The organism is Pseudomonas sp. S49, from assembly GCF_009866785.1.
Lineage (GTDB): Bacteria > Pseudomonadota > Gammaproteobacteria > Pseudomonadales > Pseudomonadaceae > Aquipseudomonas.
Genome location: NZ_CP019432.1, coordinates 4,371,619 through 4,384,052 on the forward strand (window position 1 = coordinate 4,371,619; position 12,434 = coordinate 4,384,052).

The following is a 12,434-nucleotide window of genomic DNA, read 5'->3' on the forward strand; positions in this document are numbered from 1 at the left end:
AGAATCCGGATAGAAGAAAGGCGCATCCGAGGATGCGCCTTCTCGTAACTGGCGGAGCGGACAGGGCTCGAACCCTCGATCCCGGCGTTACAGGCCACTGTTTCAGCGACCTGCTCTACCGCTCCGCTGCCAAGTCAGGCATGACCCCGACCCGGATGGGTAAAAACCTGAAAACTTAGTTAACAGCTTCTTTCAGTGCTTTACCGGCTTTGAAACCTGGCTTCTTGGCAGCCGGGATTTCCAGAGTCTTGCCGGTCTGAGGGTTACGACCGGTACGAGCCGGACGGTCCGTCACGGAGAAAGTACCGAAACCAACCAGAACAACGGAGTCGCCAGCCTTGAGAGCGCCAGTGACGGATTCGATTACAGCGTCCAGCGCACGGCCAGCAGCAGCTTTCGGGATATCAGCGGATGCAGCGATAGCATCAATCAGTTCCGACTTGTTCACTCTAAGTCCCCTTATATCTATTTTGAGATGATTCTAAGTTTTTTGGTGAAAGCAAAAACGAGTGCTGAATGGCCTACAGACACTTAAGAGCCGCTTTATAACAAGGGCTCTAAAAAACTGTCAAGGAAGCCCCCCAGGCAAAAGCATATTAATGCGTGCTAATTCTTTCCTTAGAGTCAGACTCACGTTTTTCGTCCTTGGCAACTATCTCCGGAGCCACATCCGGCAAGGGCTCCGGCGCGTATTGCAGCGCAATTTGCAGGACCTCGTCAATCCATTTAACCGGTTTAATCTGCAGATCCTGCTTGATATTGTCAGGAATCTCCTTCAGATCACGCACGTTCTCTTCCGGAATAATCACGATCTTGATTCCGCCGCGGTGAGCCGCCAGCAGTTTTTCCTTCAGACCACCAATCGCCAGCACTTGACCACGCAGCGTAATCTCGCCCGTCATGGCGACATCAGCGCGCACCGGAATGCCGGTCAATGCCGACACCAGCGCCGTGCACATGCCTACACCGGCGCTAGGGCCGTCTTTCGGCGTCGCCCCTTCCGGCATGTGGATGTGGGTGTCGCGCTTCTCGTGGAAGTCCAGAGGGATGCCCAGGCTCTTGGCGCGGCTGCGCACCACGGTGAGCGCGGCAGTGATCGATTCGACCATCACGTCGCCCAGCGAACCGGTCTTGATCAACTGACCTTTACCCGGCACAACAGCGGCTTCGATGGTCAGCAATTCGCCGCCCACCTGAGTCCAGGCAAGGCCGGTCACCTGACCGATCTGATCCTGTTGCTCGGCCAGACCGTAACGGAATTTGCGCACACCGAGGAAATGTTCCAGCAGGTCAGCTGTCACTTTCACCGAGAAGCGTTTTTCCATCGCGTGCTCTTTGACCGCTTTGCGGCAGACCTTGGCGATCTGACGCTCGAGGCCACGCACACCCGCTTCACGGGTGTAATAACGGATGATGTCGCGGATCGCTTCTGCATCGAATTCCAGCTCGCCTTTCTTCAGACCATTGGCGGCGATCTGTTTTGGCGAGAGGTATTTGACGGCAATGTTGATCTTCTCGTCTTCGGTGTAGCCCGGCAGACGGATAACTTCCATGCGGTCGAGCAGCGCCGGCGGGATGTTCATCGAGTTCGAGGTGCACAGGAACATCACATCGGAGAGGTCGTAATCGACTTCCAGATAGTGGTCGTTGAAGTTGTGGTTTTGCTCTGGATCGAGCACTTCCAGCAACGCCGACGCCGGATCGCCACGCATGTCGCTGCCCATTTTGTCGATTTCATCGAGCAGGAACAGCGGGTTGCGAACGCCAACCTTTGTCATCTTTTGAATCAATCTTCCCGGCATCGAACCGATGTAAGTCCGGCGGTGACCACGAATTTCCGCTTCATCACGCACGCCACCGAGGGCCATGCGCACGAATTTACGGTTGGTCGCGTGGGCGATCGACTCGGCCAGCGAGGTTTTACCCACGCCTGGAGGACCGACCAGGCACAACACCGGACCTCGGATTTTCTTCACGCGTTTTTGCACGGCGAGGTATTCAAGGATACGTTCCTTGACCTCTTCGAGACCGTAGTGATCGGCATCGAGAATGTCTTCTGCACGCGCCAGGTCCAGGCGTACCTTGCTCTGAGCCTTCCACGGCACCTGCACCAGCCAGTCGATGTACGAGCGCACCACGGTGGCCTCAGCGGACATCGGCGACATTTGCTTGAGCTTGTTCAGCTCGGCAGTGGCTTTGGCCAGCGCGTCTTTCGGCAGACCGGCAGCGTCGATACGCTTTTTCAGGTCTTCGATTTCGTTGTGGCCTTCGTCGCTGTCACCGAGCTCTTTCTGAATGGCCTTCATCTGCTCATTCAGGTAGTACTCGCGCTGACTGCGCTCCATTTGCTTTTTGACGCGGCCACGAATGCGTTTTTCGACTTGCAGCAGATCGATCTCGGCATCCAGCAGCGCCAGAACGTGCTCGACCCGGGCCGACAAATCGATGATTTCGAGGATTTCCTGCTTCTGCTCGATTTTCAGCGCCATGTGCGCCGCCATGGTGTCGACCAGGCGACCTGGCTCATCGATGCTGTTGAGCGACGACAGGACTTCAGCCGGGACTTTCTTGCCCAACTGTACATATTGTTCGAACTGCGACAGCAGTGTGCGCACGAACACTTCAGATTCGCGCTCGGCGGCGTCGACTTCTTCGATCAACGAGACTTCGGCACGGCAGTGGCCGTCAATTTCGCTGAACCGCTCGACGGTGCCGCGCTGCTCACCCTCAACCAGCACCTTGACGGTGCCGTCAGGCAGCTTGAGCAGTTGCAGAACGGTAGCGATGGTACCTACGCGATAGAGAGCGTCTTCACCGGGATCGTCGTCCGCCGGGTTTCTCTGGGCCAGCAACAGGATCTGCTTGTCGCCCGTCATCGCAGCCTCGAGGGCTTCGATGGATTTCTCGCGCCCCACGAACAGCGGGATAACCATGTGCGGATAAACCACGACATCACGCAATGGCAGGAGAGGCAATTCGATGGTTGTCTTCATGATTTCGCCTCTACGGCGGCCATATGGCCGTAATCAGATGGAATTGAGCTTGAAACCAAGATGGGGGCTGCCTTGAAAAAAAACAAGCGCAAAGCGGATGTAAAAAACGACATAAAAAAAAAGAGGCCCGAAGGCCCCTTCTTTATTCCAGCAGACTGGACGCTTACGCGTCCGGCGCTGCCTTGGCCGTCGGCTCACTGTTTTCGTAGATATACAGTGGCTTGGACTTGCCTTCGATCACGCTTTCATCGATCACGACTTTGCTCACCTCGGACTGCGAGGGGATTTCATACATCGTATCGAGCAGTACACCTTCGAGAATCGAACGCAGGCCACGGGCACCGGTTTTACGCTCCAGGGCACGCTTGGCGACCGATTTCAGCGCGTCTGTGCGGAACTCCAGATCCACGCCTTCCATCTCGAACAGCTTGGCATACTGTTTGGTCAAAGCATTTTTCGGCTCGGTGAGGATCTGCATCAACGCAGCCTCGTCGAGTTCGTCCAGCGTGGCGAGGACCGGCAGACGACCGACGAATTCCGGGATCAGACCGAACTTGACCAGATCGTCAGGCTCGACTTCACGCAGGGATTCACCGACTTTCTTGCCTTCTTCCTTGCTGCGCACTTCTGCGTTGAAGCCGATGCCGCCCTTGGTGGAACGGTTTTGAATAACCTTTTCCAGACCGGAGAACGCACCACCACAGATGAACAGGATGTTACGGGTGTCGACCTGCAGGAACTCCTGCTGCGGATGCTTGCGGCCACCTTGCGGCGGTACGGAAGCGACCGTGCCTTCGATCAACTTGAGCAAGGCCTGCTGCACGCCCTCACCGGAAACGTCCCGGGTGATCGACGGGTTGTCGGACTTGCGGGAAATCTTGTCGATTTCATCGATGTAGACAATACCCATCTGGGCCTTTTCTACGTCGTAATCGCACTTCTGCAGCAGCTTCTGAATGATGTTCTCGACATCTTCACCTACATAACCCGCCTCGGTGAGGGTGGTTGCGTCGGCGATGGTGAACGGAACGTTCAGCAAGCGGGCCAGTGTTTCGGCCAGCAGGGTTTTACCGGAGCCTGTCGGGCCGATCAGCAGGATGTTGCTCTTGCCGAGTTCGACGTCGTCAGCCTTTTTGTCACGCTGGTTCAGGCGCTTGTAGTGGTTGTACACCGCTACGGCCAAAACCTTTTTCGCACGCTCCTGACCAATGACGTACTGGTCAAGGATGCCGCTGATTTCTTTAGGCGAAGGCAATTTATGCGCGCTGCTTTCGGCCTGGGCTTCCTGCACCTCCTCACGGATGATGTCATTGCACAGGTCGACGCACTCGTCGCAGATAAAGACCGAGGGGCCGGCAATCAATTTGCGCACTTCATGCTGGCTTTTGCCACAGAAGGAGCAATAGAGCAGCTTGCCGTTGTCCTCGCCGTTGCGGGTGTCAGTCATTCGTTCGATCCAAATCCGATAGGCTTGCAACACAAGATGAAGGCTATTGCGGGCTTTTTCAAGCCCGCCGCTGATCAGACAAGCCGACCAAGCCTATTTTGAGCTGCTTATTTTAAGCTGGGCGCTGGTTGATCACTTCGTCGATCAGGCCATATTCCTTCGCAGCTTCTGCACTCATGAAGTTGTCGCGATTGGTATCGCGCTCGATTTCTTCCAGAGTACGCCCGCTGTGTTTGGCCATCAGCGTGTTCAGACGCTCGCGAATGAAGAGGATTTCCTTGGCGTGGATTTCGATGTCCGACGCCTGGCCCTGGAAACCGCCCAGTGGCTGGTGAATCATCACGCGCGAGTTCGGCAGGCAGAAACGCTTGCCCGGGGCACCTGCAGTCAGCAGGAACGCGCCCATGCTGCAAGCCTGACCGATGCAGGTGGTCGATACGTTCGGCTTGATGAACTGCATGGTGTCGTAGATCGACATGCCCGCTGTCACCGAACCGCCCGGAGAGTTGATGTAGAGATGGATGTCCTTGTCCGGGTTTTCCGCTTCAAGGAACAGCAGTTGCGCGCAGATCAGGTTGGCCATGTAGTCCTCTACCGGACCAACCAGAAAGATCACTCGCTCCTTGAGCAGGCGCGAATAGATGTCATAGGCGCGTTCGCCACGAGCAGATTGCTCGACAACCATCGGGACCAGGCCGCCGGCGGCCTGGATATCAGAGTTCTGCTGAATATAAGAATTACGGAACATGCTCTGCAGTCGCTCCCAAATAGTTATGTCTTGAATACGCATAAGCCAGCTCGAGAGCTGGCTTATGGTGTGTACTTCTTAACGCGGAATCAATCAGTCGGCTTTTGGAGCTTCTACCGGCTTGACTGCTTCTTCGTAAGAGACCGCTTTGTCGGTCACACTAGCTTTCTGCAGAACAGTATCCACAACTTGTTCTTCCAGCACAACCGAACGCACTTCGTTCAGTTGCTGCTCGTTCTTGTAGTACCACGACACAACCTGCTCAGGCTCCTGGTAAGCCGAAGCCATTTCCTGAATCATTTCGCGAACGCGAGCTTCGTCAGGCTTCAGGTCGAACTGCTTGACCACTTCAGCAACGATCAGACCCAGCACGACGCGGCGCTTGGCTTGCTCTTCGAACAGCTCGGCCGGCAGCTGATCAGGCTTGATGTTGCCGCCGAACTGCTGAACAGCCTGCACGCGCAGACGGTCAACTTCGTTGGACAGCAGAGCCTTAGGCACTTCGATCGGGTTGGTGGCCAGCAGACCGTCCATTACCTGATTCTTGACCTTGGATTTGATCGCCTGACGCAGTTCACGCTCCATGTTCTTGCGAACTTCGGTGCGGAAACCGTCGATGCCGCTTTCCTTGATGCCGAATTGAGCGAAGAACTCTTCGTTCAGCTCTGGCAGCTTAGGCTCGGACACAGTGTTGACGGTCACGGTGAACTCGGCGGTTTTGCCAGCCAGGTCCAGGTTCTGATAGTCCTCAGGGAAGGTCAGGTTCAGAACGCGCTCTTCGCCGGCTTTGGCGCCAACCAGGCCTTCTTCGAAGCCCGGGATCATGCGGCCGGAACCCAGTACCAGCTGAGTGCCTTTGGCGGAGCCGCCAGCGAAGACTTCGCCGTCTACCTTGCCCACGAAATCGATGTTCAGCTGGTCTTCGTTCTGGGCAGCGCGATCGGCCACTTCAAAACGAGTGTTCTGCTTGCGCAGGATGTCGAGCATTTTGTCCAGGTCAGCGTCAGCCACGTCAGCGCTCAGGCGCTCAACGGTGATGCCTTCGAAACCGGCAACGGTGAACTCAGGGAACACTTCGAATACAGCAACGTATTCCAGATCCTTGCCAGCTTCGAGCGACTTAGGCTCGATCGATGGCGAACCAGCAGGGTTCAGCTTCTGCTCAACCACAGCTTCGTAGAAGGAGGACTGGATCACGTCGCCTACAGCTTCCTGGCGAGCATCAGCACCGAAACGGCGCTTGATTTCGCTCATTGGCACTTTGCCTGGACGGAAGCCAGCAATCTTGGCCTTTTGGGCAGTCTGCTGCAGACGCTTGTTGACCTGAGTCTCGATGCGCTCAGCCGGCACGGTGACGCTCATGCGGCGCTCGAGAGCAGTAGTATTTTCAACAGAAACTTGCATGGATATTCCTCGTTGCACAGACGTTAGCCGGCCGTTTCCGACCCCAGAATCAAGGGCATGCATTCTAGTGGGTCAAACTCAAGAAGTCACCCTACTGAAAACGGGTAAAAAAACAGCAGGCATTTTATCGGGACCGCCACACTAGTGCAGCGCGCCCCACAGGCGAATACAACCAATCTCGCCAGGGCTCTGCGCCAACCGCTTCTATATATAGAAGAGACTGCCAATCACTCCCTGACGGCCGTTCTTGCAAGCAAGCCCGGCGAGCAGCGCTGCATCATCGAGCAACATAAATACGACGAAGCGCCCTGCCCTTGCGCCTGGAAACCGACAATCGCCGGTTTTCAGAACCGCTAAAACAAAAAAGGCGCCAGACTGTTAAATCTGGCGCCTTTCGAAATATGGGGTGGACGATGGGGATCGAACCCACGACAACGGGAGTCACAATCCCGTGCTCTACCAACTGAGCTACGCCCACCATATTGCGTAACAAAAAAGCCAAACAACTTCTTTGTTGAAACCTCACCAGCCCGAAGACATGAATGAAGCTTTAATTGGTGCGGATGAAGAGACTCGAACTCTTACGCCTCGCGGCGCTGGAACCTAAATCCAGTGTGTCTACCAATTCCACCACATCCGCAGGTGAAGCTTTAAAGCAAAGGCGCCAGACTGTTACATCTGGCGCCTTTCGAAATATGGGGTGGACGATGGGGATCGAACCCACGACAACGGGAGTCACAATCCCGTGCTCTACCAACTGAGCTACGCCCACCATATCGCGTTACTTGTGCCAAAGCTGCCTAATGGCGCACCCGGCAGGACTCGAACCTGCGACCATCCGCTTAGAAGGCGGATGCTCTATCCAGCTGAGCTACGGGCGCCTTATTAATCTGTACTCTTAAAGGACTACAAACTAAGTGCTTTCCAGTGTCGCAGAACCTTGATTCCGCTTCACCTTCTTAACCAGTGCTAGGCTGTGCCCGACAAGTGCGACGAATAGTATAGAGCGCTCCGAAGGTCGTCAAATCCTTTTTGAAAAAAATTCATTTAATTAAAGGAGTTAGAGGAATTTGCTGACCAAGCGCCTTTGCCCTCACCGCTCGACATGCGAGAATGCGTTCTCATTTTTTCCCCTCTCGATGGTTAATCACGCGCAATGACTGCACAACTAATCGACGGCAAATCGATCGCCGCCAGCCTGCGCCAGCAGATCGCCCAACGAGTTGCCGAGCGTCGCCAGCAAGGCCTGCGCACTCCCGGCCTCGCGGTGATCCTGGTCGGCAGCGATCCTGCCTCTCAGGTTTATGTCTCGCACAAGCGTAAAGACTGTGAAGAGGTTGGCTTCCTCTCTCAAGCCTACGACCTGCCCTCCGACACCACGCAAGACGCGTTGACCGATCTGATCGATCGCCTCAATGACGACCCTGCAATCGACGGCATCCTGCTTCAGTTGCCGCTGCCCGAGCACCTGGACGCCTCCAAACTGCTGGAGCGTATCCGCCCGGACAAAGACGTCGACGGCTTCCATCCTTATAACGTCGGCCGCTTGGCCCAGCGCATTCCGCTGCTGCGCCCATGCACGCCTAAAGGCATCATGACGCTGCTGGAAAGCACCGGTGCTGATCTTTATGGCATGGACGCAGTGGTTGTCGGCGCTTCCAACATCGTCGGTCGCCCGATGGCGATGGAATTGCTGCTGGCCGGCTGCACCGTGACCGTGACTCACCGCTTCACCAAGGATCTGGCCGGCCACGTCGGTCGTGCCGATCTGGTGGTAGTGGCCGCCGGCAAGCCGGGCCTGGTCAAAGGCGAGTGGATCAAGGAAGGCGCGATCGTGATCGACGTCGGCATCAACCGTCAGGACGACGGCAAACTGGTCGGTGACGTTGTTTACGAAACCGCCCTGCCCCGCGCTGGCTGGATCACTCCGGTGCCGGGCGGCGTCGGTCCGATGACCCGTGCCTGCCTGCTGGAAAACACCCTTTATGCGGCGGAAACCCTGCACGCCTGATCGGTACTTTCAGCAATAAGAAAAACCCGCCTTGTGCGGGTTTTTTCATGCCTGAGAAAAAACTGTAACCGTTCGCCGGAAACCCCTCTTTTTACAGGCCTTTTCACGAGATTTTCAGGTCACTCAAACAACCATCGACAGATCTTCAGCCATACTTCTAGAATGCGACGCTTTGAAGAAATAACCCGTTACAAACTAACGGAATATCCAACCTTTGTGAGTTCGCCCGCGTGAAAATTCGTCTCTCGATTCTGAGCCTGTTTTTTGCAGTTTCAGGCACTTTCATCACGCCAACGATCAACGCTGCGGAAACCACCGCTGCCCCACGTGACGCTTCGACCCTGAAGATCGCCTCCGGCAGCGCACTGCTCATGGATATGCAGACCAACAAAGTCATCTACTCCAGCAACCCTGACGTGATCGTGCCGATCGCCTCTGTCAGCAAGTTGATGACCGGACTGGTTGTGGTTGAAGCCCGGCAGAACATGGACGAATGGATCAATGTCGATATCAGCAACACACCGGAAATGAGGGGTGTGTTCTCCCGAGTCAAACTCAAGAGTGAACTGCCGCGTCGCGAGATGTTGCTGATCGCCTTGATGTCTTCGGAGAACCGCGCGGCTGCCAGCCTTGCGCACCACTATCCGGGCGGTTACGCCGCCTTTATCGCGGCGATGAATGCCAAGGCCAAGGCACTGGGCATGACCAGTACGCACTTCGTCGAGCCGACAGGCCTGTCGGAGCGTAACGTTTCCACCGCCCGCGACCTGAGCAAGCTGCTGGTGGCCGCGCATAAGTACCCGCTACTCAGCGAACTCAGCACTACCAAGGAAAAGACCGTGTCGTTCCGCAAACCCAATTACACCCTGGGTTTCCGCAATACCGATCACTTGGTCAATAAAGCCGACTGGGACATCAAGATCACCAAAACCGGCTTCACCAACCCCGCCGGTCATTGCCTGGTGCTGGTGACGAAAATGGGCAATCGCCCGGTCGCGTTGGTAATTCTCGACGCGTTCGGCAAGTACACCCACTTCGCCGATGCCAGCCGCATCCGCAGCTGGGTGGAAACCGGCCGAAGCGCCAACGTTCCTGCGGTGGCTCAACAATACAAGGCCGAGAAGAACCTCAAGTCGCGCCAGAGCGGCGTGGTTGAAGCCTCCAAGTAACCCGCCACCCAAGAAAAAGCCCCGAATCATCGGGGCTTTTTTTCACCTGTAAATCAGTCATTGGGCAGCGGCATCTTGTCGTCATCGGGAATGCCATCGCCTGCACTCGGATCCCGTGCAGGCTCGGGTGTCAGCACATTAGGCCGAGCCATCGGGTCACGCATCGGGCTGTCCGGGTCCAGCACCGGATCAATCTCTGGCTCCGGCGTTGTAGGTACGCTGTCCGGTTTTTGGTCATCGAAGCTTGAATCGGTACTCATACGCACCTCACATCAAGGTTTCAGATTGGCTAACGGGTCATAAGGTTTGGCCGGTTTCTTGTCGTCCTCACCAGGCTTCACGTCTTTCGGCGCTTTGGCTGGGCCAACCGGGTCGACTTGCGGATCGTCAACATCCGGCGAATCCGGGTCAAAGCCCAGATCATGACCCGAAGAATGTTCGGTCGAATGCGGCCCTTTCGGGGATGGGGAATCTGCCATGTTCGCCTCCTGATTCACCCGCAAACAACGGGCTCTATAGATAGGAGGCGTGCCGGGCGCCGTGGTGCCCGGCAGATGACGAACGGGAACTCAGTGCGCCGTCAGGGCCTTGCGCGCCTGCGCGGCTTCATTTTCCTGACCAGCCTGAGCCAGCTCGTCGGCCGCTTTGAGCCAGCGCTGACGGTCGACGGCGGCCGGGATCTGCGACGGTTTTTGAATCAGGATCGCCCAGCCACCGGACTTTTCCAGCGCCGACTCAAAGGAGCTGAAACTCATCAGCTCGCGGCGGTTCATGCCAGCGCGCAGCAGGACCTTCTGTTTATTGCGATCGTAGCCGGAGAGGATCGCGTACCGCGACTCGGCCCAGAACGCCGAACCCTCGCTGAAACGCACCATCACCGGATAACCCGCCGCCACTTGCGTCAACAGCGCTGGAAGGTTGCTGTCCAGGGGATAAACCACCATGCCGTAGTCGCGGGCAAGGTTCTGGATATTCTGCTGCAGTTTGTCTTCGGCGCCCGGCAGGTGCAGTGGTTTTTCCAGCAAGCCCGGGGTGATCACGATGCCTTGCTGCGACAGGAGACTGGCCAGCACTTGCGGCCCGCTCTGATTGGCTTCGCCGCGATAGAACGTACCGCTCAGTTCAACTCGCTCCGGCAGACGCTTGACCTCGGGCGCCACACTGCCTGCACATCCGGCCAACACCGCCGCGCAACCGGCCACCAGCAGCGCCGCACGAATTCGAGAAAATACCTGCACCATCGTCACTCTCTGTTCAGACGCCGGTCATCGTGTTCCGGCAACGCCTGCGATCATAGGGCCGCGCCAGGCTGCGGTATAGCCTTAAGCGGCAGACACTTCGATTGCATAGAGCAAACTGATTGGTCACCACCGACCTTTGGTCAATAGCCTGAAACACCCCATTGTCTAGACTGTCATTGAAACAGAGCGAATTGAAAAAAGTGTGCGCCCGATGCAGGGCGAAGAGGAGGCACTGATGAGCCTGACCATGACTATCTTAATGTTGATTGCCGGCTGGCTGGCCGTGGCTGCCGCCATGTTGTGGGGGGTGTTGCGTGTTTCGCGGCGCCACCACCATCCGGTTCAGCCTGCTGCGGCTGAGAAAGCCGAGGAACACCGCGTGAGGCATGCTACTGCGCACTGAGGTTCAACATCAAAAGCGAAAAGCCCCTCACCCTAGCCCTCTCCCCGAGGGAGAGGGGACTGACCGAGTCGCTATTGAGAAGTACATCGACCTGAGATATCGAGCCGAACTCAGGTTTAAAAACCACGCAGATCGGCTCCCTCTCCCTCGGGAGAGGGCTGGGGTGAGGGGCTGGTTCTATTCGACACGGCAAATCTCGAATCAAAAAAAACCGCCTGATCCCTAAGAGTTCAGGCGGTTTTTGTACTTTCAGCAGTTACACCTGCTCAGCCAACTTCTTCTGCCTAGCCCTGCGAGACATCATGTTCAGCACTTCAATCGCTGCCGAGAACGCCATCGCTGCATACACATAACCTTTCGGTACATGGGCGCCAAAGCCTTCGGCGATCAGGGTCATACCGATCATGATCAGGAAGCCCAGAGCCAGCATCACCACCGTCGGGTTGTCGTTGATGAACTTCGCCAGCGGTTCAGCGGCAAACAGCATCACCAGCACCGACACCACCACCGCGATAATCATGATCGGCAAGTGTTCGGTCATGCCGACGGCAGTAATGATGCTGTCGATCGAGAACACCATGTCGAGCATCAGGATCTGGCCAATAGCGGCAGCGAAACCCAGGGTAACCGTCGAGGTCGCCGACTTCGGATCTTCCGGTGCCGGGTCCATGCTGTGATGGATCTCGGTCGTGGCTTTCCAGACCAGGAACAGACCACCGGCGATCAGGATCATGTCTTTCCAGGAGAAGGCCTGGCCAAGAATCTCGATCACCGGAGCGGTCAACTGCACGATGAAGGCGATGGTGCTCAACAGCGCCAGACGCAGGATCAACGCCATGCCGATACCGATCCGGCGCGCCTTCTGCTGGTACTGCTTGGGCAATTTGTTGGTCAGGATCGAGATAAAGATCAGGTTATCGATGCCGAGCACGATTTCCATCACCACCAATGTGGCCAAAGCAACCCAAGCGGTGGGGCTGGCGGCGAGCTGTAACAGATATTCCATGGGTCAGTCCTG

12 protein-coding genes and 4 tRNA genes are annotated in these 12,434 nt (G+C 56.4%); 3 read left to right on the forward strand and 13 right to left on the reverse strand.

Going from position 1 to position 12,434, the window contains the following annotated elements:
• Window positions 1-175: 175 nt before the first annotated feature.
• From PspS49_RS19170 to PspS49_RS19210, 9 genes are all read right to left on the reverse strand, one after another.
• Window positions 176-448: an HU family DNA-binding protein gene (locus PspS49_RS19170; RefSeq protein ID WP_003183171.1), complete on the reverse strand. Its 273-nt coding sequence runs from the start codon at window positions 446-448 to the stop codon at window positions 176-178.
• 148 nt (window positions 449-596) lie between these two features.
• Window positions 597-2,993, reverse strand: a complete 2,397-nt coding sequence (gene lon / locus PspS49_RS19175) for an endopeptidase La (protein WP_127929012.1) — start codon at window positions 2,991-2,993, stop codon at window positions 597-599.
• A gap of 163 nt (window positions 2,994-3,156) precedes the next feature.
• Complete coding sequence (clpX, locus tag PspS49_RS19180) at window positions 3,157-4,440, reverse strand: ATP-dependent Clp protease ATP-binding subunit ClpX (RefSeq protein WP_003223632.1); 1,284 nt, start codon at window positions 4,438-4,440, stop codon at window positions 3,157-3,159.
• 112 nt (window positions 4,441-4,552) lie between these two features.
• Window positions 4,553-5,188, reverse strand: a complete 636-nt coding sequence (gene clpP / locus PspS49_RS19185; RefSeq protein ID WP_007951559.1) for an ATP-dependent Clp endopeptidase proteolytic subunit ClpP — start codon at window positions 5,186-5,188, stop codon at window positions 4,553-4,555.
• 93 nt (window positions 5,189-5,281) lie between these two features.
• Window positions 5,282-6,592, reverse strand: a complete 1,311-nt coding sequence (gene tig, locus PspS49_RS19190) for a trigger factor (protein ID WP_127929013.1) — start codon at window positions 6,590-6,592, stop codon at window positions 5,282-5,284.
• 402 nt (window positions 6,593-6,994) lie between these two features.
• Window positions 6,995-7,070 (reverse strand) — tRNA-His (locus PspS49_RS19195).
• A gap of 77 nt (window positions 7,071-7,147) precedes the next feature.
• Window positions 7,148-7,232, reverse strand: a tRNA-Leu gene (locus PspS49_RS19200).
• A gap of 56 nt (window positions 7,233-7,288) precedes the next feature.
• Window positions 7,289-7,364, reverse strand: a tRNA-His gene (locus PspS49_RS19205).
• A 32-nt stretch (window positions 7,365-7,396) separates the two neighbouring features.
• Window positions 7,397-7,473: transfer RNA gene (locus PspS49_RS19210), tRNA-Arg, on the reverse strand.
• Window positions 7,474-7,748: 275 nt separating this feature from the next.
• On the opposite strand from PspS49_RS19210, the gene folD reads away from it, so the two are divergent.
• The gene (folD, locus tag PspS49_RS19215) at window positions 7,749-8,603 is read left to right on the forward strand and encodes a bifunctional methylenetetrahydrofolate dehydrogenase/methenyltetrahydrofolate cyclohydrolase FolD (protein WP_038362797.1); all 855 of its coding nucleotides are present in this window, start codon (window positions 7,749-7,751) and stop codon (window positions 8,601-8,603) included.
• A gap of 230 nt (window positions 8,604-8,833) precedes the next feature.
• Entirely contained in the window at window positions 8,834-9,772 is a 939-nt protein-coding gene (gene pbpG, locus PspS49_RS19220; RefSeq protein WP_127929014.1) for a D-alanyl-D-alanine endopeptidase, read from the forward strand.
• 53 nt (window positions 9,773-9,825) lie between these two features.
• On the opposite strand, the gene PspS49_RS19225 is transcribed toward pbpG, so the two are convergent.
• From PspS49_RS19225 to PspS49_RS19235, 3 genes are all read right to left on the reverse strand, one after another.
• A complete protein-coding gene (locus PspS49_RS19225) occupies window positions 9,826-10,032 on the reverse strand; it encodes a hypothetical protein (RefSeq protein ID WP_127929015.1) in 207 nt (68 codons plus the stop codon).
• Between the two features lie 12 nt (window positions 10,033-10,044).
• Entirely contained in the window at window positions 10,045-10,251 is a 207-nt protein-coding gene (locus PspS49_RS19230; RefSeq protein WP_127929016.1) for a DUF6021 family protein, read from the reverse strand.
• 90 nt (window positions 10,252-10,341) lie between these two features.
• Window positions 10,342-11,013: a peptidase C39 family protein gene (locus PspS49_RS19235; RefSeq protein WP_150751141.1), complete on the reverse strand. Its 672-nt coding sequence runs from the start codon at window positions 11,011-11,013 to the stop codon at window positions 10,342-10,344.
• Between the two features lie 247 nt (window positions 11,014-11,260).
• On the opposite strand from PspS49_RS19235, the gene PspS49_RS29710 reads away from it, so the two are divergent.
• Window positions 11,261-11,416, forward strand: a complete 156-nt coding sequence (locus PspS49_RS29710; RefSeq protein WP_174245031.1) for a hypothetical protein — start codon at window positions 11,261-11,263, stop codon at window positions 11,414-11,416.
• A 256-nt stretch (window positions 11,417-11,672) separates the two neighbouring features.
• On the opposite strand, the gene PspS49_RS19240 is transcribed toward PspS49_RS29710, so the two are convergent.
• On the reverse strand, window positions 11,673-12,422 hold the full coding sequence (locus tag PspS49_RS19240; RefSeq protein WP_122843800.1) for a TerC family protein: 750 nt from the start codon (window positions 12,420-12,422) through the stop codon (window positions 11,673-11,675).
• Between the last annotated feature and the right edge of the window lie 12 nt (window positions 12,423-12,434).

What these genes read in the sequence shown, in the direction of transcription:
- lon (WP_127929012.1), bottom strand. Translation starts at nt 2,993, where the DNA reads ATGAAGACAACCATCGAATTGCCTCTCCTGCCATTGCGTGATGTCGTG.
- clpX (WP_003223632.1), bottom strand. Translation starts at nt 4,440, where the DNA reads ATGACTGACACCCGCAACGGCGAGGACAACGGCAAGCTGCTCTATTGC.
- clpP (WP_007951559.1), bottom strand. Translation starts at nt 5,188, where the DNA reads ATGTTCCGTAATTCTTATATTCAGCAGAACTCTGATATCCAGGCCGCC.
- tig (WP_127929013.1), bottom strand. Translation starts at nt 6,592, where the DNA reads ATGCAAGTTTCTGTTGAAAATACTACTGCTCTCGAGCGCCGCATGAGC.
- folD (WP_038362797.1), top strand. Translation starts at nt 7,749, where the DNA reads ATGACTGCACAACTAATCGACGGCAAATCGATCGCCGCCAGCCTGCGC.
- PspS49_RS19225 (WP_127929015.1), bottom strand. Translation starts at nt 10,032, where the DNA reads ATGAGTACCGATTCAAGCTTCGATGACCAAAAACCGGACAGCGTACCT.
- PspS49_RS19230 (WP_127929016.1), bottom strand. Translation starts at nt 10,251, where the DNA reads ATGGCAGATTCCCCATCCCCGAAAGGGCCGCATTCGACCGAACATTCT.
- PspS49_RS19235 (WP_150751141.1), bottom strand. Translation starts at nt 11,013, where the DNA reads ATGGTGCAGGTATTTTCTCGAATTCGTGCGGCGCTGCTGGTGGCCGGT.
- PspS49_RS29710 (WP_174245031.1), top strand. Translation starts at nt 11,261, where the DNA reads ATGACTATCTTAATGTTGATTGCCGGCTGGCTGGCCGTGGCTGCCGCC.
- PspS49_RS19240 (WP_122843800.1), bottom strand. Translation starts at nt 12,422, where the DNA reads ATGGAATATCTGTTACAGCTCGCCGCCAGCCCCACCGCTTGGGTTGCT.